Genomic DNA, 25755 nt, shown 5'->3' with positions numbered 1-25755 from the left:
TGATACAAGCTGTTCGTAGTATTTATAATCACTATAATGCATATTAAAAATTCGATTCTAACAATTCCAAGATTTCTTATGATGTATGCTTTAGATAATATTCTATTTAAAGTTAACTATGATATAATCTTAAAGGTTATAAGAGGTATATTATGCGATTAAAAAACAGTTATTTCTTTACAATTCGCGAGAATGCGAAAGATGAAGATTCAGTAAGTTCAAATCTACTTGTACGTGCTGGCATGATCAAGAAAAGCTCGGCAGGCGTGTATATGATGTTACCAATGGGAAACCGTGTTTTATCAAAGATCTACGCAATTATCCGTGATGAAATGAATAAGATTGATTGCCAAGAACTATCAATGCCTTCTTTGATTCCTGAGGAAGTATATGTATCTTCTGGAAGACGTGCAGGGTTTGGCAAAGCGATGTTTTCATTAGAAGACCGTAAAGGTGTTCCTTATGTACTAGGTCCAACACATGAGGAACTATTTGCGATGGCTGCTAAGATGCAGATTCGTTCATACAAAGATATGCCATTTTCTCTATATCAAATTCAAACAAAGTTCCGTGATGAACCACGTCCTCGCTATGGCTTGATTCGTGTACGTGAATTCACAATGAAGGATTCCTACACATTTGATAAAGATGAAGCAGGATTAGATGTATCTTATGCAAAACAATTCAATGCATATAAGAATATCATGAATCGTCTTCATTTAGATTATCGTATTGTTCGTGCAGACACAGGTGTCATGGGTGGCTTATTGTCAGAAGAGTTCCAGGCTATCACCCCACTAGGTGAAGATATCCTCGTGCTAAGTGATGATGATAGTTTCGCAAGCAATATCGAAGTAGCACCATGTGTACCGGAGATTGCAGAGAAAGAAGATACACTAGAAACTCTAACTCTAGTCGAAACACCTCATTCACGTACAATTGAGGAAGTTACTAACTTCTTAAAGAAAGATGTGAAGAAGTTTGTTAAGACTTTAATCTATAATGTTGATGGCAAAGCAGTAGCTGTTATGGTTCGCGGTGATCGTGATGTCAATGAAACAAAGCTACGTAAACTATTAGAAGCCAACTCCGTTGAACTTGCTGATCCTGCAATGGTTATGGCTGCGACTAACGCTGAAATTGGTTTTGCTGGTCCAATCAACATTCAATGCCCTCTTTACGCTGATGAGGAAGTGCTATACATGTATAACTTTGTAGTAGGTGCTAATAAAACGGGTTACCACTACACAGGTGTAAATCAAAAGGATTTCACTCTAACAGGACATGGTGATTTAAGAAATATCCAAGAAGGCGACAAGAATCCAAATGGCGAAGGAGTTGTACACTTTGCTCATGGTATTGAAGTGGGTAACACATTTAAACTAGGCACAAAATACTCTAAGGCTTTAGACCTACAATATCTTGATCAAAACAATCAGTTACAGTATGTATGGATGGGTTCCTATGGTATCGGTCCTGCTCGTGCAATGGCTGCCCTAGCAGAACAAAACGCTGATGAAAATGGTATCAACTGGCCAAAAGATCTAGCACCATTCCAAGTAGCTGTCGTAATTATCTCCATGAAAGATGAAGAACAAGTACGTATTGGTAATGAACTACACGATGAATTACAGGCACAAGGAATCGAAGTTGTTCTTGACAACCGTGATGAACGCCCGGGTGTTAAGTTTAAAGATATGGAACTAATTGGTATTCCATTTAGAATTACAGTTGGTCGTGGTGTTGCGGATGGTAAAGTTGAATTGAAATCTCGTACTGGTGAATCTATGGAAGTTCCTGTTACAGAAGCTATTGATAAATTAAAAGAATTGCTATAAGTAAAAAAAGTTCTATACGTTCAAGCGTATAGAGCTTTTCTTTACTTAATAATTGATTGACCTAACTTTACGGTTGTAGGTTCAATAAATTGAATGGTTTGTGTATTTGCATTTGTTACTACCAGCATTGTACTCATATTGTACTTTGCACGTAGCTTCTTCAAATCAACCTCAACAATTGGATCTCCAGCCTTCACACTATCACCCTGCTTCTTGGATAATACTGTAAAGCCATCACCGTTAGCCTCTACTGTATTTACACCACAATGAACAAGTAATTCAACACCATGCTTTGTAGTAATTCCAAATGCATGTCCTGTAGGGAATAAAACGGATAATTCCCCATTGGCCGGAGAACATAGCACAACCTTATCACCATCATATGTAAAGGCAACACTATCACCCATCATTTTTTCCGCAAATACTGGATCTGGAACTGTTGTTACATCAATTAATTGACCATCCGCTATTGCGACAATCGCATCATCATTTACTACAATATTATTCTTTAATTCTTCTTTCTTTTTGAAAAAATTGAACATAATTTTTCTCTCCTATCATTGACTTCATTATAGTAGTATAGTTTTCTTTCCAGTGTCAACGACAATCAAAAACTATAATAATTTTCGTAAATATTCTGGTATCCAATCAAAACGTGAACTACATAATAGTGATTTGTCTAGATGAACACCCATTGGAATATGTCTTTCTGGTCTATGAAAATCACTTCCACCACTTACATATAAACCATTTTCTTCACAGTATTGAAAAAGTTTGACTGATTCTCTCATCGGGATACTTGGATGGAAGCATTCCATTCCATCTAAACGATCTTTCACTTCATCAATATAGTGATTCTTTCGAAATGTATCATATTCAAATATATGTGCTAAAAATGCTTTTCCACCGGCACGATGAATTAAATTAATTGTGTCATCAAATGATAGATAAGTATCCCCTTCATCTATAAAGAATGGGCTGTCTGGATTTGATAATCCTTGTCTAAAGAATGATTTATACGTTGGATAACATTCTACAAACGTTGGATTTTTATCAACAAGTTCTCGATACATCATCTTTTTGGAAATACCTTTTTCAAATGAGTTTAATTGAAGTGTATTATCAAAATGATAACCTTGTGTGCGTGCACATTCTTGAATTCTAGTAAATAATAATTTTTCAATCCGTTCTAAATTCTGTTCGCTATAAAAATCTTTATACCATGCATTAATGATTGATGGGTTTATTCCAAAACCTAAAAGCTCAATAATCTCACCTTTATAACTCGTGGCAATTTCTGTACCCGGAATGCATGGATAGTTATAATAATCGAAACACTCATATGCTAGTGCATGATTATGATCTGTAATACTAAAGGGTTGGATGGAAGATAAATGAAGGGTATCAAGCATCTCTTCAATGCTTAATACCCCGTCTGATTTTGTTGTATGAAGATGAAAGTCAAACATTAGCCGAATAGTTCTGTCACTTTCTCTTCATTCCATCCAAAGAAGTATGTAATAACAAATGCAGCAATGATAGCTGTTACATAACCAACCAAGTAACCTAAAGCGCCACCTTCATTAACAATTAAAAATCCTAAGATACCAGATACACCCTGTGCTACAGAACCTACATGGAATAAGGAAATCATAATACCACCGAAACCTGCACCTAATGAAGCTGTTAAGAATGGCTTACCTAAAGGTAATGTAACACCATACATTAATGGCTCACCAATACCTAAAATACCTGCAGGTACAGAAGCTAGGATAGCTTCAGATAACTTCTTGTGATTCTTCTTAGCTCTTGCAAACAATGCGATAACAGCACCAACTTGCCCTGCACCAGCAACCTGTAAGATTGGTAATAAGTAGTTAACACCATGAGTTTGGCCATTTGGATCATTCATAATTGTATGAATTGGAGTAAATGCACGGTGTAAACCAACAGATACAAGTGGTAACTGTAACGCAGATAATGCATACGCACCAATAAAGCCTAACTTGTTTAATAATACATCAGCTAATGCAAAGATAGCCTTTGTTAATACAGCACCAACTGGCTGTAAAATAAAAATTGCTAAGAATGCTGTAATTAATAATGCGCATAGTGGTGTCAAGATCATATCTAATGTATCTGGAACCCAACTTCTTAACCAACGTTCAACGTGAGCAACTACGATACCAGCAAATACAGCAGCTAAGATACCACCAGCAGCTGCATCAAATGGAGCACCAGTAATTGGTAAGTTGATACCAGCTGCAGGATCACCAACCTTCATTAATAAAGGCATAGCAGCGTTACCTACGAACATTGCGCCCATCATACCACCAAGGATTGGTGAACCCTTGTATTCCTTCGCAGCGTTCATACCAATGTAAATTGGTAAATAAGCAAATAATGTCCAACCAGCTGTATTAAGTGTTAAATACCACCAAGACTGAGCGATAGATGGATCAAGTTGTACAGCAGCGATACCTGGAACTCTGAAGAATAACTTCAATACGTTTAAGATACCGTAGATTAAACCAGCACCAGCAATACCAGGTAATGCAGGTAAAAAGATATTCGCAAAGTGCTTTAAGAATACTTGTACTGGTCCGTTGTGCTTAGCCTGCTGAGCAGCCTTGTTTTCCTTAGCCGTGCCTGTAAGTCAATGTCTTTTTCTAAATCTTCATTGTAAACTTCTTTACGTTCATCAGCTAAGATGCCTGTGATTGCGGAAACTTCTGCACCAATCTTTGTAACCTTACCAGGTCCAAATACGATTTGAAGTTCTTCGCCATCAACAGTTCCCATAACTCCATTGATTTTCTTGACGCGCTCCAAGTCTACTTTAGACTTGTCAGCTAAAGTTAAGTGAAGTCTTGTCATGCATGTTGAGTTTTCCTGAATATTGGACTTACCGCCGACAGCTTCAACAACTTCTTCAGCTATTTTCTTGTAGTTTTCCATGTCTATTCCCTTTCTGAATTACCTGAAGTATTTCAGGTGGATTTCATTGCTGAAATGGCCTTCGCTATTAATTGCATTTTAACACAATTTCACAAAATTCTACGTCATTATGGAATTGATGAAATTTTTTTCATTTTTTGGCAAAGATAAAAGGAATAGAACATGTCTATCCCTTATGAATACTACGCTTTTTGAACTTCAGGAGCTAAACGCTTCTCATCAATTTCAGCTTTGATTGCTGCTAAGAACTCTTCAAGAGACATCTTTGTTTCCTGACGGGAACCGTAGCGACGTAATGTAATTCCATTGTTTTCAATTTCACCATCACCTACTACAACTTCAATTGGAAGTTTATTCGTTTGTGCTTCACGAATACGATAGCCTAACTTCTCATTACGGTCATCTAATTCTGTACGTACACCAATCTTACGTAATTTTTCAACAACCTTCTTTGCATATTCTCCATGAGCTTCTGGGGATACTGGAATAACAACTGCCTGACGAGGTGCTAACCATAGTGGTAAGATACCCTTTGTCTCTTCAAGTAAGAATGCAACGAAGCGGTCAATTGATCCTAGAATTGCACGGTGAATGACAACAGGTCTCTTCTTTTCACCACCATTTGCAACATACTCTAATTCAAAACGTTCAGGTAACTGGTAGTCTAACTGAATTGTAGATAGTGTCACATCATGGCCTAATGCAGAACGTACCTGTACATCAATCTTAGGACCATAGAAAGCAGCTTCACCTTCTGCTTCATAATATGGAACATTCATTTCCTTTAGTACTTCACGCAATTCAGATTCACTTCTTTCCCAAAGATCATCATTGCCAAAATACTTCTCTGTATTTTCTTTATCGCGTAAAGAGAGCCGGAACTCAAACTGATTTAAGTTAAAGTCCTTATAAACATCTAAAATTAGCTCAGTTACTGCTTTGATTTCAGAAGCAATCTGTTCTTCTGTACAGAAGATATGAGAGTCATTCTGTGTAAATGCACGAGAACGTTCAATACCCGTCAAAGCACCGGATGCTTCAAAACGAAAGTCGTTAGCAATCTCAGCGATACGAATTGGTAAATCACGGTAAGAATGCAATTGAGACTTATAGATAATCATGTGTTCAGGACAGTTCATAGGACGCAATACAAACTCGTCATCATCACGTGACATAATTGGGAACATATCATCCTTATAGTGTGCAAGGTGTCCTGAAATCTTGTAAAGTTTTGTACTAGCAACAGATGGAGTTAATACATGCTGGTAACCTCTAGCAAGTTCCTTATTCATAATATAGTCAGATAATAGACGTCTAACAGTCAGACCATTTGGTAACCACAATGGTAAACCACCACCAACAATATCTGAGAACATAAAGATTTGCATATCTTTACCAAGCTTACGATGATCTCTTTGCTTTGCGTCCTCCAGATCAGCTAAGTGAGAATCAAGTTCTTCTTGTGTTGGTAAACATACACCATAGATACGTTGTAGTACCTTGTTATTTTTGTCACCCTTCCAATATGCACCAGAATGTTTGATTAACTTAAAGTAACGACAGTTCTTTGTAGATTCTGTATGTGGACCACGACATAGGTCAGTAAAGTCACCCTGTGTATACATAGAAATATGTGTACCTTCAGGCATACGATTGATTAAGTCAATCTTATACTCATCATCCTTAAACTGTTCTAAAGCTTCTTCGCGTGTAATCTCCTGGCGAACAATACGCTTATCAGCCTTAGCACACTTTTTCATTTCCTTTTCAATCTTAGCGAGATCTTCATCACGGATGACATCATCACCTAAATCAATATCGTAGTAGAAACCTTCTTCTACAACTGGACCTACCCAGAACTTAGCTTGTGGGTATAGATGTTTTACAGCCTGAGCCATTAAATGCGCACAACTATGATTTAACGTATTCAATGCCACATCTTCTTTAAAATTTCTCATAATTTTCCTCCTTTAATAGGGCAAACAAAAAGCGCCCCTTCTATGAAAGGACGCTATTAGCGCGGTACCACCTTAATTCCAACGATAAACGTTGACACTTTATATCTGTAACGTAGAACTACGGTAACTCTTTCGAGTACTGCTCCAAGGTAGTAATACATACACGCCTCATATCCCTTCCAGCAAACGGAATACTCTCTCTATCAGCAATATACATACCGTGTCCTTTTCAACGCATTTAATATTCAAATTTTAGACCTGCTTGTGAAAAACGTCAAGATTAGAATAAACTCATTTGATTACTTTCTTGTAATCCTTCTAAACACCCCATGTGCGCAAGCTTCACTAACATGGATGAAGAAACCTGTGTACGCTTTAGGATATCTTCTTTCGATAAGAACTCGCCCTTTTCGCGCGCTTCTTCAATTGACTTTGCTACGTTAACACCTAAGCCATCAATTACTGTAAATGGTGGAATAATTGTCTTTGGATTATCTGGTGACATTCTAAATTCTGTTGCAAGTGATTTGTATAAATCGACATTAGAAATATTGTAACCACGTGCATATAGTTCTTCACATACTTCTAATACATCAAATAAAGATTTCTCTTTATTTGAAACTGGATTTTCTGGATTACGTTCCGCAATACGTGTACTAATATCATTCATACGAGTACGAATGACATCAATACCTTTAGCCATCGTCTCTATCTCATAAGTATCGCAGCGCAATGTTAAATACTGAATGTAGAAATTGAGAGGTTCATGTACCTTGTACCATGCGATACGCATGGCCATCATAACATACGCAACTGCATGTGCCTTTGGGAACATGTACTTAATCTTCTTACAAGATTCAATGTACCATTCTGGAACCTGGTGCTCAATCATAGATTTTTCCCAAGCTTCCGTTAAACCTTTACCCTTACGTACAGATTCCATAATCTTAAAGGCATCTAATGACTCTAGGTTATGATCTAAAAGATAAGTCATAATATCGTCACGACATCCGATAACTTCATCGATTGTATGGCCCTGACGAATTAATTCCTGCGCATTACCAGCCCATACATCTGTACCATGCGATAAACCAGAAATAATGACCAAGTCAGAGAACTTCTTAGGACGAGTCTCTTCCAGTACACCGCGTGTTGTACGTGTTCCAAACTCAGGAAGACCAAGTGCACCAGTTTCCTTCTTATAGATTCTCGTATCAGCTTTTAATGCATCATCACACGAGAACAAGGATAAGGTTTCAATATCATTCATCGGAATATCCAAAGGTTTTACCGTAGCGATCTTCTGCAATAAACGCATTGCCGTAGGATCAACATGACCTAAGATATCAAACTTCAAGACATTATCATGAATATCGTGGAAGTCATAGTGTGTTGTTTTCCAAGCAGATGTTGGATCATTTGCAGGATACTGTACTGGTGTAAAATCTTCTGCCTCATATTCATGTGGAATGATAATAATACCACCTGGATGCTGACCTGTAGTACGTTTGACATTTTGACAACCATGCGCAAGATAATCTTTCATTGGTCTACGCATGTTGCTTATTTTCATCTTTTCGCAATAACCTTGTACATATCCAAAGGCAGTCTTTTCAGCCACAGTACCAATCGTACCCGCACGGAATGCATGATCTTCACCAAATACATCCTTGATAAATGCATGTGCACGCCATTGATATTCGTTAGAGAAGTTTAAGTCGATATCTGGAGTCTTATCCGCATTGAATCCCAAGAAGGTTTGGAATGGGATGTTATGGCCATTTCCACGCATCGTTTCACCACAATATGGGCATACCTTATCGGGTAAGTCAAAACCAGAGGCAATGGATGGATCATCAAAGAACTCACTATAATGACACTTTTGACATAGATAATGTGGACGAAGTGGATTTACTTCCGTAATGCCAGACATCGTAGCAGTAAAGGAAGAACCGACTGATCCACGTGAACCAACGACATAACCATCATCATTTGATTTCTTTACCAGTAAATGTGCAATGTAGTAATGCACACCAAATCCATTACGAATAATATTGTCTAATTCACTATTTAAACGGTCAGTTACAATCTCAGGAACTTTGCCTTCAAAACCGTACATACACATCGCTGTATCATGACAAATCTTTCGTAACTTGTCATCTGAACCTTCAATAACTGGTGGATATGTGCCTGCAGGAACAGGTCTTACCTCTTCAATTAAATCAAAAATACTATTTGGATTACGTACAACAATTTCTTCAATTAAATCTGGATCATCTAACCAAGCAAATTCTTTTTTCATTTCATCTGTTAAACGAATATGTTGATCAGGATTCTTTGTACGTAAACGTAGCACTTCATCACGAATATAGAGTGGATGAATTGTGCCACCTACACCCTGTGACATGATATATACATCACGAAAAATCTTTTGTTCAGGTATACAGTAATGGGCATCACTGGTTGCACAGACTGGAATATTTAACTTCTGTGCCATGCGAATAATACGTTTTTGCACTTCTTTTAAACGATCCACACTAGGAATACTTCCTAATACAATTGAAGTGGAATAGTTGCCCAACGGTTGAAGCTCGATGTAATCATAAAGTTTCATCGCTTCTTCTAAGCGAGCATCATCACCATTACATGCAAGTTCAAACACTTCGCCATTCAAGCATGCTGATCCTAGTAATAAATTCTCCCTATACTTTTCAAGCGTGGAACGTACAACACGTGGTTCAGCAGCTACGTCAGTACCCTCTTTACCGGTCGCTTTTCCATTGACTGCTAGCGTATTTGTATTGGATTCTGTAACAAGCTTATATAACGCAACTAAACCATCATGAGTCTTTGCGATAGCACAAACATGACTACGTCTTACCTTCATAAAGGACTTAGGAGACTGTAATTTGATTTGTAAGTCAGATATTGTCTTTGTTGCAAACTTATCTTTAGCATCCTTTAACAGACACAAGAATACATCTGCTAATGCGCCAGCATCGAAGTCAGCACGGTGCGCTTCTTCTTCGTTGTAATTAACATGATAATAACGTGATAAGTTTCCCAAACGATATGCTCTACGATCTGGTAAAACTGCACGAGACATATCTAAGGTATCAATCACAACATTGGTCAATGGTTTTCTACCAATACGACGTAATTCTTCATTCAAGAAATAATAGTCAAACGTCGCATTATGTGCTACCAATACATCATCTTTGATGTAGTCTAAAATTTCATCAATTGCTTCGGCAAATGGCTTGGCATTTTTTACCATGTCATTTGTAATGTTTGTTTTTGATGTAATAAAACCAGGAATCGGTACTGGTGGTTTTATAAATAACTGTTTACGATCGATAATCGTTGAATTCTTAATACGAACAGCACCAAATTCAATAATATGATCAAAATAACAGGATAGACCTGTTGTTTCTAAGTCAAAAGATATGTAAGTTACGTCGTCTAGATTCTCATCTGTCGCATTACGAACAATTGTTAATTCATCATTCGCAAGATTAAATTCACATCCAAGGCCAACTCTAAACTCTCTATCCGGGTCTTTTTTCTTTAATGATTGTGCTGTGTTATATGCCTTTACAAGAGACTGTACATCTGCGTGATCCGTAATCGCGATACCACGATGTCCCAAATTGTATACATAGGTTATGATATCCTTGATATCGCAAACACCATCCATCTCCGATAAATTTGAATGCATGTGTAATTCAACACGCTTTGTTTCTGCTGTATCAACTATCTTTGCTTTTTCGATTTTCACAACATTAGACGCAATACAGGTTAAATCCTTCGCAAAGCTATCATAAGAAATCGTGCCATAAATACGAACATAATCTCCATCATGAATTGAAGAGAGGTCTTCCTTTGTTACACCACGCCCCTCAAACCGTTTTACCGCAATCGCATCTGTACCATCAAAGACACTAAACGATTGAATTGTTCTACCAGTCTTACGAATTTCAATGTAATCATTTCCAAATACTTCACCTTCGAATTGAATATCAGCGATGGGATCATGTACATCGATCAAGTTGATTTTCTCATAATCATCCATCTTGGTACGTTGATATTTATGTGTTGATTTCTCTTGTGGCCTTTCAGCTTCTTCACTAACAACTGTAACACTAACTTCCTTTATTTCATTTTGCATAACAGGAATCAGTGTTTCTGTAAGTACAGTCACCCCATGTAAACCAATGGTTGCTAAAAAGGATTCTACATGTTCAATGTAACTACTTGCACGGTCACAATCGGTCGCACTGACAAACGCATATTTGATAATGCACTTCTGTGCATCATATTGGAATGTACCACTTTCAAGAATACGCATCTCAGGATTTGTATGAAAGAATACATCTAAGTATTTTCGGATCTCAACTTGATTACAACGATTCTGTTCTGGCTGTATGAATAATTGAATATTAGAGCCAGTTAGCTCTTTCAATTTGTGATGAATTTCTTGATAGCTATCAAAAGATAATACATTTGGAGTATGTAAGTGTAGCTCTAAAAGATTACGTGCACGAAATAATCGAACTCTTTCAATTTCAATCTCTTCATACAAGTCATCTTGATTATCAATCTTCACTAAATCTTTTAAATATTGCGTCATACATTACTCCCTTTCGTCCCCTTATTCTAACACAAAAAGATATCTGATTCTCTTCATTCTTAAATATGTATTTTATATGTTAAGTTTCAACATAAACGCAACACTCTGTTGCGTTAACATGTGACATGTTATCTTTATTCCTGTGTATCCGTTGGACTCCTATTTTAGATACCAGGAGAAAACATTTATGTCAGGTAAACATTTCACACTCGAAGACCGTATTAATATCCTTATGCATGTCAAACAAAATCATTCCATGCGCATGATAGCTGCCGCTTTGAATGCCTCTGCTTCTACTGTTTCCAGAGAACTTGAAAAGCATAGGATCCTTGATGAATACTCTGTCTTTCATCCTCTCGCTCCTACCTGCAGCCGTATCATGAAGGCCCCTTGGATATGCAATGGCTGTCCTCGTTTCTCTGCATGCAAAAAGAGAAAGTATCGCTACATCCCTACACAGGCACATAGTGCTTATGAATCTACTCTTCATCTGTCTAGAGAGAAGATCCGTACTGGGGAAAAAGGTCTGAGATTTCTTGATAATCTCGTCACACCTTTGATCCGTGACCAAAGGCAAACCGTCGCCCACGTATTCTCCACTCATGGCGAACAGATGGGAATATCCCGTTCTACTTTTTACCGCTATGTCAATGACAATAAACTCACCACCCGCAATATAGATCTTCCCAAGCGAGTTCGCTATCCGCTCCTCAAAAAGAATATCAAACGTGGCGATAACACAATGATAGACAATCAATCGTGCCGTGTGGGACGCGATTATACTGCCTTTCAGGAATTCATTGCCCAACATCCGAAAGCTAATATCGCTGAGATGGATTCCGTCATCGGTAAGAAAGGTGTCGGCGAAAAGGTACTTCTAACCCTACTATTACGTAAGAGTAAATTTATGTTTGCCTTCCTAAGGAATAGAAATACACAAGCTTCTGTAACAGAAGTATTCGACTACATCCAAAGGAAAATCGGCTTTGCAAGGTTCGCTACTATGTTCCGTGTAGTGCTTACGGACAACGGTCCTGAATTCAAGGACCCCATTTCCTTGGAACATGGTACACGCAACGTACAGCGCTGTCGTATATTTTATTGTGATTCCCGTGCTTCCCAACAAAAGGGGCGTATTGAAAAGAATCATGAATATATTCGAAAATATCTGCCCCAAGGAACTTCCTTTAACGACCTTACACAAGAAAAGGTAAATCTAATGATGAGCCATATCAATTCCGTCAAGCGTGACTCATTGGATGGTCGTTCACCATTTGAATGTCTCACTAGAGCAGAACTCAAAACAATAAAAAAGCTTGGATTAACACCAATCGATCCAGATGAAGTCAATCTAAGCCTAGACCTAATTCAATAGGTCCCCGAAGTCCAACGGATACTCGACTTACACAAACTGAACTGTTGCGTTTAGTTGACACCTAAACCCTTCAGTTGTTTTCATTGCGCCCAAAAAGCAAGTATCCCTACATAGAAGATACCATATTACCATTAAAAAGAGTCATTATAGATTAAAAAATCATCTGATAATGACTACATTAGTTCGTTATCTGTTGCCTTTGCTTATCGTGTTGCATTTACTTTGAAACTTAAGCTATGTATTTTATAGAAATGCATATAAAGAAAAGTGACTAGAAGTTCTAGCCACATATAGATTACTTAAAGAAACCTGATAAAAACTTCTTCGCGGAACGAATTCCAACATTGATTAATTCTGTTTCTGTACGATTGCGAATCTTCTTAGCAATACGTCCAGTCCAATCGTTTTCTTTACTGCGTTTTGCGTCTTCTTTTGCCTGAGCAGCCGCAAGTTTCTCCTGTGAAATTTTTTCTTTTGCAAGACGAGCTTCTTCTTCCTCTTGTTCCTTAATTGCATTCATACTTTCAAACGCACTTTCTGGATCAATATCCTTTTCATACTTACCATAGATAGAGTCATGTTGAATTGTCTGTATTACCAATGCTTCATCTGCAATTTGCATAGAGGACATTGGAGGCAAGATCATCGTCTCTTCTACTATTGTAGGAGCACCATCTTCATCTAACACAGATACAAGAGCAGTACCTGTCTTCATATTCGTAATCCGTTCTGCAGTATCTAAATTTGGATTTGCACGGAAGGAATCAGCAGCTAATTTAACAGCCTTGATTTCTGTTGGTGTATATGCACGTAATGCATGTTGAATGCGATTAGATAATTGCGCAAGCACTGAATTAGGTATATCATTTGGAGATTGTGTAATAAAGAATACACCAACACCCTTAGAACGAACTAACTTAACAATCTGTTCAATCTTATCAAGCAATGCCTTAGGAGCATCCTTGAATAATAAATGCGCTTCATCAAAGAAGAATACAATCTTTGGCTTCTCTACATCACCAACCTCTGGTAAATCTTGATAGATACGGTTTAACAACCATAATAGGAATGTAGCGTAAAGAAGTGGATGCTGGAATAACTCTTGACACTCCAGCATATTCATCATACCTAAACCACCTTCAGTAGTAATCAAATCTTGAATCGAAAGTGCAGGCAAACCAAATAAATTTGTACCACCCTGTTGCTCTAATTGTAATAACTTTCTTTGAATACCACCAATACTCTGTTTTGTAACATTACCATATTTCAAAGAAAGCTCACTAGCATGTTCACCAACATAATTTGTCATCGCCTGAAGATCCTTCAAGTCGATAATATCCAAGTTCATATCTTGAGCAACTTTTAAGATGATTTGAAGATTCCCTTCTTGTGCATCTGTTAATTCTAAAATACGCGCAAGCAATAAGGAATCAAACTCTTCCATAATGGCACGAATTGGATGACCCTTCTTACGATATACATCAAAGAAGTGTACAGGGAACTTACGAACTTCAAAATCAGTGATACCAAGCTTTTCAAGTCTACCTGAAATAGCAGATAAATCTCCTTCTTGGATCATACCTGATAAATCACCCTTCACGTCCGCAATAAATGTTGACACACCCATTTGACTTAATGACTCTGCTATCACTTTCAAAGTTACAGTTTTACCTGTACCTGATGCACCGGCAATTAAGCCATGACGGTTTAACATGTTTGGCAATAATCGAATCTCTTTATCGCCAGCTTTTCCTAATAAAATATAGTTTTCTTTTAACATTTTTCCCCTCACTAAATAACGCAAATACCACCACAGTCACGGATACGTAACTTGTAGCAACAATCTTTACCAAATGTTGATTCCATTAAAGCAATGTATTCTGGCGTCTTTGCATGTGGTACATACGCTTGAATTGTTCCTGCAAATCCACCACCGTGAACACGGCATGCACCATCATCACCTAATACTGATTCACTCAGTGCTAATGCAATTGCAAGAGCTTGATTTTGACTATCACCTGGAATTAACACATTTTGTAGATACATATAAGATGAATGACCACTTTCATTTACTAAGTGTAAGAATGTCTTAATATCATTCTCTTTTAGTGCCTCTGCCTGTAGTTTTGCACGACCAGTTTCATTTAGGAAGTGATATGCACGTAAAAATGCACGATCACTTACTTCCTTGCGAATCTTTGTAGCATTCGCTAATAATTCATTTAAAGTAATTTGACTTAATACTTCTTTACCAAACAGCTTCGCAACTGCTTTCATTTCATAAGGTACTGCACTGTATTCATCGCTTAAGTCAGCGTGACTTGCTTTAACATCTGTTAGGATTAAATCATATCCATAATCTGCTGGATTAAATGGAATTGAAGTTACTTGTGGATTCTCTTTGTTTGCAAAATCTATAGCCGCAAAACTACCAACAGAACATGCCATCTGATCAAGAAGACCACTAGCTTTCATAAAATATACATTCTCAGAGAACTGACCAATCTTTGCGATTTCTTCAGAAGAAATCGTTGCGTCATTATATAAGTGACTGAAGATAGTTCCGATTAACACTTCAAATGCAGCGGAACTAGACATACCGCCACCAGAAAGTACATTACTTTCTGAATATGCTTTAAATCCACCAACTTTATATTCCTTCTTAGTAAATCCAGCAGCGATACCGCGAATTAACGCTTCCGTAGTATTCTTCTCTTCTTCTTTAATTTCTAAATTGTGTAAATCAACAGGACTAACGTTAAAACCCTTAGCGTGATATGTAACAACAGAATCATCTGTAGGAACAACCACCGCAATGACATCCAAATCAATACTAGCTGCGACTACACGACCCAATTGATGGTCTGTATGATTACCACCGACTTCTGTTCTACCTGGTGCACTGAAGATATGTGCGTCTTTATCCCCTAATAAATCTTTCGCTTTTAAAAGTACATCTTCATAGCGTACTTTCTGTGATGCAAGTGCTTCTGTACCATAGAGTGCTGTCAACTTTTCGTCTAATTGACCTGCCTTGACTGCGTTTATGATTTCTGTAATGACCATTGTATCCCCCTTATTATTTAGCCATTTTCTCAAATGCATTTCGAGCTGCATTTTGCTCTGCTTGTTTTTTAGATTGTCCACTACCTGTACCAAGTACTAGTCCATCAACCAGAACATTCATCACAAATTCTGGTGCATTACTTGGTCCTGTTTCACTGACTAATTCGTATTTCACTGTTTGACGAGAATCTGACTGTACATATTCTTGCAGTTTTGTTTTATAGTCATGAATTACTCCCACATCCTCAGGATGTGCAAGTCTTGGTGTAATCACTTCAGAAAGAATATTATCCACCGCATCCATTCCTTGATCCAAGAATAAAGCACCTAGAAAAGCTTCGAACATATCTGCGATAATCGCATCCTTGTTTCTACCACCTGTCTTTTCTTCGCCAGAGCCTAATAATAAATAGTCATTTAGATGTAATTGGCGACCATAAATCGCTAATGCTTTTTCACATACAAGTTGTGCACGTAAACGTGTCATATGGCCTTCACTTAAGTTTAATGGATAAATTGCGTTACTAGACCATAGCTGTAATACCGCATCACCCATGAACTCTAAGCGTTCATTATCATTCTTATTTTTATGCTCATGTGCATAACTAGAATGAATAAAAGCCTGTTGTATCATCTTTGCATTATTTGCCTTGATATGACGACTCTCTAGCCATTCAATAATATTCAAAATCATACCTCCTAATCTGCATATTCCGCATTCTTTTCATTCCGTTTTCGAACGGTTTCTAATAAGATTTGATAATCAGGATTATCCGCAGATTCCATCACTTTTAACGCGTCTTTCCGCGCTTGATTAATCATCGCAGTATCCTCAACAATATTCCCTAAAATAAAGTCTGGGAGACCACTTTGCCTAGTACCAAGTATATCACCGGGCCCACGCAAACGTAAATCTTCATACGATATCTCAAAGCCATTGTTAGATTTAACAAGTACATCCAAACGTTGTAATACGCGTTCTTCATGACTAGCTGTTAATAACCAACAATATCCTTGTTCACTACCACGTTGAATACGACCACGTAACTGATGTAATTGTGAAAGTCCAAAGCGATCGGCATCATAGATAATCATTCCTGTCGCATTAACAACATTCACACCAACCTCAACGACAGTTGTAGATACCAATATCTGAATATCATTAGTGTTAAATGCTTGCATGATTGCTTGTTTTTCATCTGCCGTCATACGGCCATGCAAACATGCTACTTTATATTGTGAAAACAACTTCTGTATCGATTCAGTTGTATCATACACATTTCTAACATGATACTCTTCATTTTCATCAACAGCTGCACAGATAACATAAAGTTGTCTTCCACTTTTAAGCAAACATTTTACATCATCTAGAACTGTACGGAAACTATTCTCTTTGACTAGTGTTGTGACAGGCGTAATTCTTCCAGCTGGCATAGTCTCTATCGTACTAACATCCATATCACCAAATAGCGAAGCTGCTAGTGTTCTAGGAATTGGTGTTGCACTCATCAAAAGGAAATCAACTTGCTCTCCCTTTTGTTTTAAAGCTTTGCGTTGTGAAACGCCAAAACGTTGTTGCTCATCTGCAATGGTTAATCCTAACTTATGAAATGTAACAGAATCTTGAATCATACTATGTGTACCAATCAAGATATTGATTTTTCCAGAAGCTACATCTTCCAAAATCTCTTTCTTCTTCGCAGGCATTAATGCTGAATATAGAACTTCTGTTTTAACGCCGAATGGCGCAAGAACTTTGTTGACTGATATGTAATGCTGTCGAGCAAGAATTTCCGTTGGCGCTAGCATTGCACCTTGATATCCACTTAGAAAGGCAGCATATAAGGCAAGTGTCGCAACAACAGTCTTACCACAACCAACATCACCTTGTACCAAACGATACATTGTATAAGTACTACCCATATCATTCAAAATCTTCTCTAATGTATCTTTTTGATCAGCTGTTAATTCAAAGCTAAGACTTTGAATTGCTTGTTGGATTTTCTTTGAAGAAAAGATTTTTGGTTTCTTTGTGATACGAATTCCATCTGTACTACGCATGAGTTGTATCGCAGTAAAGAAACGCAAGAATTCAGCGTACTTTAATGTACGTACGGCAGCCTGCACTTCAATCATACTGCTAGGAATGTGAATACAACGATATGCAACTTTCAGCGTTAGTAAACGATATGCTTGTCTAAATTCATCAGGAATATCATCGATAATTTCATCCTGTAATTGATTTAGAACAGAATAAATAATTGTCTGCAATGTCTTTTGGCGTATCCCTGCTTTAATACTATAGATAGGTGTAATGGCCGCATGTTCTGCTAAGGGCTTTGTATCATAGCTGATAGCAGTAACTTTGCTATTACCTTGATATACACCCTGTATTGTTAAGATTTGATTTAAATTTAAGCTCTTCGCCCAAGGTCGATTAAATATTGTGATTGTCAATATTTGCTCCTGAGAACGTACTTGAAAAGTGGTTGTTACAAGTCTTCCTTTACGCCAACTTCTTGGTAACTGAATGACTTCCCCTTCAAACCAGACTTTATCTTTGATTTTCCAATCCGCAAAAGCAGAGGACGTGATTGTCTCATAACGATACGGATAATACATCAAAAGATCATCCGTTGTATAAAGCCCTAGTTGATGTAATACTGTCAATCTTTTTGAAGTTAATTTTAGTCTCTTATCACTTAAATCCATATGTTTATTATACCATTGAACCTATAAAATAATTCCGTTTACATTGCGCCTTTAAGCTTATTTAAGATTTCTTCTTTTGTTAGTTTAAACTCATCATGCCCGCGTAAATAATATTCAAAATCTAATTCATTTAAAAATTGAATAAAGGATGCTAAGCGCGCAGGATCATACTGACTATTATTATCATAATAGTCTTCGTATTCCGCATCAGCCGCAATTACCACCTTCTCTTCTTTCACATAATATAAAACTGCATCTCTTGTATGTGGTGTATCTATTTGGATACCTTTTACATGAACATCTCCTAAATCAATTTCTAGTTCACTATCAAATGTAATATCTGCTTCACATACTTGAATCATTCCAATATCTGAATACTGCTTATGCATGCAGTCATAGCAAAATTCAATATCTTCGCCAGTTTTTAAACGATTCCGCATTGCCTCTTCTGTCCATTTCCAATTCTTTGCTTTCATTAAGTATTCATTGGTCTTTACAGAAGCAATCATCGGTACATTACAAGCAACCATACCAAAGGTATGATCCCAGTGCCAATGCGTAATCGCTAAAAGCTTAGGTTCCTTTAAACCTAATTCTTTCACTTCTGATAAAAACTTATGATAGTTTTCAGGGCTGTTACCAGCATCTATCTGTAAGTTAAACTTAGAACCATGAATCAGATATACGTAAGGTTGATCTGTTTCAGGGTTATTGTCCATGTAATAAATATGATTTGTAAATTTCTTCATAGTTACCTCTTTGTATTTTGTATACCCATAAAGGCAATCATCGTACCGATACAAGATAAAATAGCACCGACCAGTAATGCATGGGATATACCACTAAAGTCAATTAACCATCCACCGATAATCGAAGAAAATACTGCACCACCTGCCTGCATGAAGTTAAACATCATCTGTGCTTTGACAGTGTCTTTCTCATCAATAATGATATTTGCATATTGTACAGATGCAGGAATATATAATGCAAAAGAAACAACCTGTAAGGCAAACCCAAATGTTAAAGTTATTAACGATGGTGAAAGCCAAACAATGATTGCCTTCACACTAAACATAATCATTGAAAATAAGAGCAACGAAGATACTTTAAAACGACGGCTAATCTCCTTAAAACCAATCATACCTGGCAGTTCCATGAGTGCCATAAACGCAATCAAATATCCCATCTCGCGATGATTACCACCAACATTACGCACAATGGAAATCGTAAAATTTGTTATAAAAGCATGTGCATAATAGATAAACAACATCGCTACAGATAAAATCATAAACTTTGGATTCTCACGAAAGAAAACAAATAATGAACTTGATTGCCTCTTCTCTAAAGTTGATCCAGTTGTCTGCTTGTCATTAATACGATGACGTGTAATATACATACATAATACGATGATTAATAATGTAACAATAAATAATGCTGTCGGAATGGATTTCATTCCGATTCTTTCAATCATTATACCCATCAAGGCAGAAAGAATCGCAAAACATAGAGATCCTCCTGCACGGCATAAGCCAAAGTTAATTTTAGACTTTGAAGTATCCATTAAAAATTGTACTGATGTCAAAAAAGCAATAACTGCATTCGCTAGCGTTATCATCACTATATATATCAACGTTAATACAGCAGAACGAATACTAATGAAGAATAATCCGATTGAACATACAAAAATAATCGCTATCGATATAAGTAATATCGTCATTGCATTAATCTTCTTTGAATGATCTGCTAAATCTGCTAAAAACGGTTGCAAGATTAACGCACAAATATTCGCGGATGCTAAGATGTAACCTGCTTCCGAATTGGAATATCCACACGATAAAAGATAGGTGACAGAAAATCCAACAACCATGCAGTACGTCATCCAAAATAACGATTGTAATGAAAAGTATTCGATATTTAATTGCTTTGTATTATCCATATATTCCTAACGTATCTATCATACATGAAGGAATTAAAAAAAGGAACATTCCATATTAATTGGAATATTCCCTATTGTATTATTCAGCACCGATAATGAAACTATATACAGGTTGTTGACCATCTTCAACGTCGATATCTACGTTATAGTTCTGTTCAATGAATTGACGAATTTCTTCGCACTCTTCATCAGTAGCTTCCGAACCCTTGATAAGTGTTACAACTTCTGTATCTTCATCACACATGTTCTTGATTAATTCTTTAGTAACTGCTAACTTGTCCTTCTCATTGAAGATAATGTCCTTTTCTAAGATAGCCATGTAGTCACCGGAATTAATCTGCTTGCCATCTACCATTGTATCCTTAACAGCGTAAGTAACAGAACCGGTCTTTACTAATGTGATAGCTTCATTCATCGCTTCAGTATTGGTATCTACTGCTTCCTCTGGGTTGAAGCTAATGCATGCACTTAAGCCTTGTGGTACAGATTTTGTTTCAATAACGATAATCTTCTTATCTTCTGTAACTTCAGCAGCTTGTTTTGCGGCCATGATAATATTTGAGTTATTTGGCAAGATATAGATTGTATCCGCATGCACCTTTGAAATCGCTGTTACGAAATCTTCTGTTGATGGGTTCATTGTTTGACCGCCACTTACAACATAGTTTACACGGTAATCTGTAAACAACTTCTTCAAGCCTTCACCAGCAGCTACAGCAATAATACCATAAGCCGCATTTTCAATTGCAGCTTCTTCAGTTTCCATTAAGGATGGTTGTAAGTCGGATTGGATATCTTCAACCTGAACTTTGGTAAACTTACCATATTTCTGGCCAAGCATTAATACTTCACCTGGAGTCATGGAATGAACACTTAATGTGAACGCATCTTCTTTTACAGATAGTTGAATGTCGTTGCCAATCTGTTCTAGTTGCTTGCGAACTCTTTCTTCCTTGAAAGTCTTTTTACCATTATCGCTGAGGGAAACGATATATTCAACACGATATCCAGAAGCCTTTTCATGTACTTCTGTTTCTGCGGTATCCCCTGCAAGGTTCTCCGTGATTGGCTTACCTTGTAGACAAGACTTGAAACCATCAAGAATTGTTACATAACCCATCGCACCAGAGTCTACACAATGTGCTTCCTTAAGTACATCTAATAATTCAGGTGTACGTTGTAAAGAAGCATTTGCTTCATCAACAATATAATTTACAAACTCTTCCATAGAAGCTTCCGGGTGGTCATTAATAAAGATTTCCCCATACTCTGCACTTTCTCTTACAACTGTTAAAATTGTACCTTCTGTAGGACGCATAACAGCCTTATAAGCCATCTTAGAACCATTCATTAAAGCTTCAGAGAATTCTTTAACAGTTAGTTCTTCTTTATCTTTTGCGTATTGCGCAAAGCCACGGAAAATCTGGGATAAGATAACCCCAGAGTTACCACGTGCACCCATTAATAGACCACGGCTGAAAATCTTCGCAACAGTTGATAGTGATTCAGATCCACTCTTTGTCACTTCTGAGATACCATTCAAAATAGTCAAAGACATATTTGTACCGGTATCTCCATCTGGTACTGGGAATACATTCATCGCATCAACTGCTTTACGTTGATTGCTTAGATTGTGTGCTCCACTTTCCAGTAAATTCTTTAAAATTAAACCATTAATCTTTTCCATTACATTAACCCCATATCCTTATACTACGACGCGAACGCCCTGAACAAAGACATTCACCTGGGCAACTTCCTGAGAGAGTGACTTTTCAAGCATATACTTTACTTTCTTCTGTGCTTCAGTTACAACTTCTGAAATCTTAACACCAAAGCTTACAACGATATATAAATCAATTTCTAAACCAGCTTTACCATTACGAACAACTACACCTTTTGTATAGTTTTCCTTCTTTAATAGTTCTGCCCAGCCATCTTTTAAAATTTGTTTGCTGGCCATACCAACAACACCATAAGATTCTGTAATTACCCCACCAGCTAATGAAGCAACTGCTTCTTCCGAAACGGAGATACTACCATAGTTTGTTTTCTTTTCAACTGTCATAAGTTACTCCTTACTAACGCTATGTATTATATCAAAATGGTCATTATTATACAAAATATGTTACCTGTGTATCGTCTATTTCACAGGATTTTCATGTTACTGTGCAGGTGTTGGTGTATTCAATACACCAGTAGTGTAATATCCTGCTGCGTAATTTTCTTGGAACTTATCATCAATGACCTCAATTCCTTTGTCATCGATTGGTATTGCGATAGGATTACCATTAGCATCGACTGCCACATTTCCTTCAGCATCTGTATAGAAATGTTTCTCAATTGGTAATCCATTTGCATCAGTGCGTACATTGCCCTCCGCGTCATACCAGTACGAAACATTCGTGACTGCTGTTGCCGTATCAGATTCTTTCTGTTCCCATGGACAAGCAGCTGTATAGGCAACTTGATCTTTGCTAGTACCCCATAAACACTTTGTTTTATCAGTAGCTTGACTGTAGATTGTAAAGTAATCATTTAAAATCTTAAGATTACTATATGAAGCCACAAAGTAACTGCCAATACGCATGTGTACCAGTAATGCATGTGCATCATAACGCAATGGATATACAGAAATTGTAGAAATCTGCTGCAAAATTGAATCATCAATCTCATTTAATGCAGCCGATACTTTCTTTAATAACTCTTTATCACTAAAACCTATTAACTTTGGAAGTGCTGCGACTATTTGCCGATTGCTATCATCAATAGTCGTTTGTTCTCCATTTCCAAACCATATTGATCCACTACCTTCTGATTGGTAGCCAACTAATTTCTTTTCTTTAACGGTAATCGTAACCGTATTTCCACTGTTAAGACTAACCTTTGCATCTTCAATGAGTGGATTGACTTCTAGTTTTCTTTCCACTAATACAGGTACTGTAAAATATAGCTTTGATGAGGTATTTACACCAGCAATTTTCTTAATATAGTCATTACTCAGATAATTGGCACCATCAATAGATACCGCTCTAACAGAAGACATTGGTGATAGTAAATACATCACCATAATCACAAGAATTGCGACTATCACTGCCAGATTAAATAATGCTGGTTGTCTAGAACGAAATAATTTAAGATTTGCTGCCAATCGCTTATTTTTAAAGATTCTTTCAACCGCTTCAGGAATCTTCTCAAAATCTGCGTTTAATCGATTCTTCTTTACTTCCAATTGAACTTCTCCACTTCCATCTTGAGATCAATGTTATATTTATTCTTAACTTCTCTTTGAATTTCTTCAATCAAAGTTAAATACTCAAGTGCGGTTGCTTTATGAACATTCAAGATGAAATTACAATGTTTATCGCTGACCATCGCTCCACCGATTTGTTTGCCACGATAGCCAATGCCATCAATCAGTTGCCATGCATTATGGCCTTCCGGATTCTTAAATACAGAACCACAACTTGGGAAGTTCAGTGGTTGTGAATCTACTCTTCTCTTACGACGAGAATCCATCAATGCTTCAATCTCTTCTTTTGGCTTTGGTGTAAGTCCATAGCGTACACCAAGAATCAACCAACTTTTATTCGTTTGGAAGATACTATGACGATATGAGAAATCACATTCAGATACTGGTAACCAAGTTAATTGGTGGTCTCTATATACAAGTACTTCTTTTACAACATCCTTCATACTGATGTTATAAGCACCTGCATTCATGAAAAGACACCCACCAACTGTACCAGGAATACCACTGGCAAACTCTAAACCAGAGAGTCCACGCTTCATCGCTTCTGTTGATAAAGAAATAATTGAGCATCCTGCTTCTGCCACGAGGTCGTTTCCATCAAAGTATTGATGATTAAAGAAGCGATCCAAGCAGATAACAACACCTTCAAATTCATCATCAGAACATAGTAAATCACTGCCCTTACCAATCACTTTAAATGGGAGTTGATTCTCTTCGATGATACGGAAGATTCCATCAATCGCAACATATGTTTCTGGGTATACAACATACTTTGCATTCCCACCAATACGTAGCGTAGTCATCGTTCTTAAAGGTTTATCTACTTCTGTAACAGCGTAAAAGCGTAATCGCTCTAAAATTTTATCCATGTAATACCTCCTCGATCCAATCAATCATCTGATTTGCCGCATCAGCTTTCGCAAGCTTATGTGCATTTTCTTTTAACTTGTTACATCTTCGTTGATCATGAACAAGCGTATTTACAGTTGTAGCCAGTAATTGTGGACTCAACTCATTTTCCTCAATCATAATTGCCGCATCTTTATCAGCTAGTTCCTTTGCGTTATAAACCTGATGGTTATTGGCAACAAATGGACTAGGAATCAACACTGCAGCTGTAGGTAAAGCACAAATTTCCGAGATTGTTGTGGCACCTGCACGTGTAACTGCAAGTCTGCATCCTTTTAGTGCTTGTTTGCCATCAATATATGGCACAAACTTAACATTTACGGATTCGCTATTTTGAAACTGATAGGAATTCGCTTTTCCACTAACAATCATAACCTGAAAGTCGTGATTAAAGAGCGGAATTGCTGCATCGATAACCTTAGAAACAGATGACGATCCTAACGATCCCATCATAAATACAACAAATGGAATATCTTTGGATAATCCAATCCTTTCAATCACTTTTGGATTAAATACTGTATCTTTTACAACAGATGCGGATGGATTGCCTAAAATACGTACATTTGCTTTTGCCATCTGTGCTTTATTGCTTTCATAACATCCAACGACCGCATCTGCAAAATGACTCAAAAATTTATTTGCTTTTCCAGCAAAACTATTCTGTTCATGTAACATCGTTTTGATACCAATATGATGTGCCGCAAGAATTAACGGTACACTAATATAATTTCCAAAACCAATACAGATATCTGGTTTTTCTTGTTTTAAGATTTGTTTTGATTCAAAATATGCCTTTATCAAAGAAGTCGCATATGTCACTTTTGAAAAGAGAGAACCTGCTGATGTTGTAATATGCAAGCCATAGAATTTATAGCCAGCATCCGGAATTACAGTGGCTTCCATACGGTTATCAGAACCCACGAAAATAACTTCATTTTCTGGATTACGCTGTTTCAATATATGTGCTAAATCTAGTGCAGGGTTGATGTGACCACCTGTCCCCCCTGTCGCTATCATAATCTTCATAGGATACCTCTAATATCTCTATCCTATTCTAGCATATTACGCTTTTAGATGGACAAAGTAAAAACAAAAGATGGTATCCACTGAAGTAGAAACCACC

General features: G+C 37.2%; 19 protein-coding genes and 1 other annotated feature. Of the genes, 2 read left to right on the top strand and 17 right to left on the bottom strand.

Going from position 1 to position 25755, the window contains the following annotated elements; genetic code table 11:
- The first annotated feature begins 152 nt into the window (after window positions 1-152).
- Window positions 153-1838 (top strand): proline--tRNA ligase, encoded by a 1686-nt coding sequence (locus RGT18_RS06440; RefSeq protein WP_028078412.1) that lies wholly within the window; start codon window positions 153-155, stop codon window positions 1836-1838.
- A 41-nt stretch (window positions 1839-1879) separates the two neighbouring features.
- Here the strand turns inward: RGT18_RS06440 and RGT18_RS06435 are convergent, their stop codons facing one another.
- From RGT18_RS06435 to RGT18_RS06410, 6 genes are all read right to left on the bottom strand, one after another.
- Window positions 1880-2380, bottom strand: a complete 501-nt coding sequence (locus tag RGT18_RS06435; protein ID WP_028078411.1) for a PTS sugar transporter subunit IIA — start codon at window positions 2378-2380, stop codon at window positions 1880-1882.
- A 72-nt stretch (window positions 2381-2452) separates the two neighbouring features.
- Window positions 2453-3307 (bottom strand): PHP domain-containing protein, encoded by an 855-nt coding sequence (locus RGT18_RS06430; RefSeq protein WP_028078410.1) that lies wholly within the window; start codon window positions 3305-3307, stop codon window positions 2453-2455.
- Window positions 3307-4356, bottom strand: coding sequence for a PTS sugar transporter subunit IIC (locus tag RGT18_RS06425; RefSeq protein ID WP_245580934.1), 1050 nt, complete (start codon window positions 4354-4356; stop codon window positions 3307-3309). Before RGT18_RS06425 ends, RGT18_RS06430 begins: the two co-directional genes overlap by 1 nt.
- A gap of 65 nt (window positions 4357-4421) precedes the next feature.
- Window positions 4422-4796, bottom strand: coding sequence for a PTS glucose/sucrose transporter subunit IIB (locus RGT18_RS06420; RefSeq protein WP_211220317.1), 375 nt, complete (start codon window positions 4794-4796; stop codon window positions 4422-4424).
- Between the two features lie 182 nt (window positions 4797-4978).
- On the bottom strand, window positions 4979-6754 hold the full coding sequence (gene thrS, locus RGT18_RS06415; protein WP_028078409.1) for a threonine--tRNA ligase: 1776 nt from the start codon (window positions 6752-6754) through the stop codon (window positions 4979-4981).
- A gap of 43 nt (window positions 6755-6797) precedes the next feature.
- Window positions 6798-6996: a binding site (T-box leader), on the bottom strand.
- Window positions 6997-7034: 38 nt separating this feature from the next.
- The gene (locus tag RGT18_RS06410; RefSeq protein WP_028078408.1) at window positions 7035-11384 is read right to left on the bottom strand and encodes a PolC-type DNA polymerase III; all 4350 of its coding nucleotides are present in this window, start codon (window positions 11382-11384) and stop codon (window positions 7035-7037) included.
- A gap of 187 nt (window positions 11385-11571) precedes the next feature.
- Between RGT18_RS06410 and RGT18_RS06405 the strand changes: the two genes are divergently transcribed.
- On the top strand, window positions 11572-12759 hold the full coding sequence (locus RGT18_RS06405) for an IS30 family transposase (protein WP_338175635.1): 1188 nt from the start codon (window positions 11572-11574) through the stop codon (window positions 12757-12759).
- 295 nt (window positions 12760-13054) lie between these two features.
- Here the strand turns inward: RGT18_RS06405 and RGT18_RS06400 are convergent, their stop codons facing one another.
- The 11 genes from RGT18_RS06400 to murG form a co-directional block, all read right to left on the bottom strand.
- Window positions 13055-14539 (bottom strand): helicase HerA-like domain-containing protein, encoded by a 1485-nt coding sequence (locus RGT18_RS06400; protein WP_051240896.1) that lies wholly within the window; start codon window positions 14537-14539, stop codon window positions 13055-13057.
- An 11-nt stretch (window positions 14540-14550) separates the two neighbouring features.
- Complete coding sequence (locus RGT18_RS06395) at window positions 14551-15825, bottom strand: galactokinase (protein ID WP_028077548.1); 1275 nt, start codon at window positions 15823-15825, stop codon at window positions 14551-14553.
- Between the two features lie 13 nt (window positions 15826-15838).
- The gene (gene rnc, locus RGT18_RS06390) at window positions 15839-16519 is read right to left on the bottom strand and encodes a ribonuclease III (RefSeq protein ID WP_037403465.1); all 681 of its coding nucleotides are present in this window, start codon (window positions 16517-16519) and stop codon (window positions 15839-15841) included.
- A gap of 5 nt (window positions 16520-16524) precedes the next feature.
- Window positions 16525-18537 carry an ATP-dependent DNA helicase RecG gene (gene recG, locus RGT18_RS06385; protein ID WP_028077550.1) on the bottom strand — a complete coding sequence of 671 codons (2013 nt, stop codon included), beginning with the start codon at window positions 18535-18537 and terminating at the stop codon, window positions 16525-16527.
- A gap of 38 nt (window positions 18538-18575) precedes the next feature.
- The gene (locus tag RGT18_RS06380; RefSeq protein WP_028077551.1) at window positions 18576-19286 is read right to left on the bottom strand and encodes an MBL fold metallo-hydrolase; all 711 of its coding nucleotides are present in this window, start codon (window positions 19284-19286) and stop codon (window positions 18576-18578) included.
- 2 nt (window positions 19287-19288) lie between these two features.
- Complete coding sequence (locus RGT18_RS06375) at window positions 19289-20473, bottom strand: MFS transporter (protein WP_081659475.1); 1185 nt, start codon at window positions 20471-20473, stop codon at window positions 19289-19291.
- Between the two features lie 79 nt (window positions 20474-20552).
- The gene (locus RGT18_RS06370) at window positions 20553-22160 is read right to left on the bottom strand and encodes a DAK2 domain-containing protein (RefSeq protein ID WP_028077553.1); all 1608 of its coding nucleotides are present in this window, start codon (window positions 22158-22160) and stop codon (window positions 20553-20555) included.
- Window positions 22161-22178: 18 nt separating this feature from the next.
- Complete coding sequence (locus tag RGT18_RS06365; RefSeq protein WP_028077554.1) at window positions 22179-22538, bottom strand: Asp23/Gls24 family envelope stress response protein; 360 nt, start codon at window positions 22536-22538, stop codon at window positions 22179-22181.
- 96 nt (window positions 22539-22634) lie between these two features.
- Entirely contained in the window at window positions 22635-23702 is a 1068-nt protein-coding gene (locus tag RGT18_RS06360) for a cell division protein FtsQ/DivIB (RefSeq protein WP_028077555.1), read from the bottom strand.
- On the bottom strand, window positions 23693-24592 hold the full coding sequence (gene murB, locus RGT18_RS06355; protein WP_028077556.1) for a UDP-N-acetylmuramate dehydrogenase: 900 nt from the start codon (window positions 24590-24592) through the stop codon (window positions 23693-23695). Before murB ends, RGT18_RS06360 begins: the two co-directional genes overlap by 10 nt.
- Window positions 24585-25658, bottom strand: a complete 1074-nt coding sequence (gene murG / locus RGT18_RS06350; RefSeq protein WP_028077557.1) for an undecaprenyldiphospho-muramoylpentapeptide beta-N-acetylglucosaminyltransferase — start codon at window positions 25656-25658, stop codon at window positions 24585-24587. Before murG ends, murB begins: the two co-directional genes overlap by 8 nt.
- Window positions 25659-25755: the final 97 nt, after the last annotated feature.

The organism is Solobacterium moorei, assembly GCF_036323475.1.
Classification (GTDB): Bacteria; Bacillota_I; Bacilli_A; order Erysipelotrichales; family Erysipelotrichaceae; genus Bulleidia; species Bulleidia moorei.
This window is presented reverse-complemented; position numbering and strand designations above follow the sequence as displayed.

Coding starts and splice junctions, on each gene's coding strand:
- RGT18_RS06370 (WP_028077553.1), bottom strand. CDS start 22,160: ATGGAAAAGATTAATGGTTTAATTTTAAAGAATTTACTGGAAAGTGGA.
- rnc (WP_037403465.1), bottom strand. CDS start 16,519: ATGATTTTGAATATTATTGAATGGCTAGAGAGTCGTCATATCAAGGCA.
- murB (WP_028077556.1), bottom strand. CDS start 24,592: ATGGATAAAATTTTAGAGCGATTACGCTTTTACGCTGTTACAGAAGTA.
- murG (WP_028077557.1), bottom strand. CDS start 25,658: ATGAAGATTATGATAGCGACAGGGGGGACAGGTGGTCACATCAACCCT.
- RGT18_RS06365 (WP_028077554.1), bottom strand. CDS start 22,538: ATGACAGTTGAAAAGAAAACAAACTATGGTAGTATCTCCGTTTCGGAA.
- RGT18_RS06440 (WP_028078412.1), top strand. CDS start 153: ATGCGATTAAAAAACAGTTATTTCTTTACAATTCGCGAGAATGCGAAA.
- RGT18_RS06375 (WP_081659475.1), bottom strand. CDS start 20,473: ATGGATAATACAAAGCAATTAAATATCGAATACTTTTCATTACAATCG.
- RGT18_RS06395 (WP_028077548.1), bottom strand. CDS start 15,825: ATGGTCATTACAGAAATCATAAACGCAGTCAAGGCAGGTCAATTAGAC.
- RGT18_RS06430 (WP_028078410.1), bottom strand. CDS start 3,307: ATGTTTGACTTTCATCTTCATACAACAAAATCAGACGGGGTATTAAGC.
- recG (WP_028077550.1), bottom strand. CDS start 18,537: ATGGATTTAAGTGATAAGAGACTAAAATTAACTTCAAAAAGATTGACA.
- RGT18_RS06420 (WP_211220317.1), bottom strand. CDS start 4,796: ATGGAAAACTACAAGAAAATAGCTGAAGAAGTTGTTGAAGCTGTCGGC.
- RGT18_RS06400 (WP_051240896.1), bottom strand. CDS start 14,539: ATGTTAAAAGAAAACTATATTTTATTAGGAAAAGCTGGCGATAAAGAG.
- thrS (WP_028078409.1), bottom strand. CDS start 6,754: ATGAGAAATTTTAAAGAAGATGTGGCATTGAATACGTTAAATCATAGT.
- RGT18_RS06435 (WP_028078411.1), bottom strand. CDS start 2,380: ATGTTCAATTTTTTCAAAAAGAAAGAAGAATTAAAGAATAATATTGTA.
- RGT18_RS06405 (WP_338175635.1), top strand. CDS start 11,572: ATGTCAGGTAAACATTTCACACTCGAAGACCGTATTAATATCCTTATG.
- RGT18_RS06380 (WP_028077551.1), bottom strand. CDS start 19,286: ATGAAGAAATTTACAAATCATATTTATTACATGGACAATAACCCTGAA.
- RGT18_RS06410 (WP_028078408.1), bottom strand. CDS start 11,384: ATGACGCAATATTTAAAAGATTTAGTGAAGATTGATAATCAAGATGAC.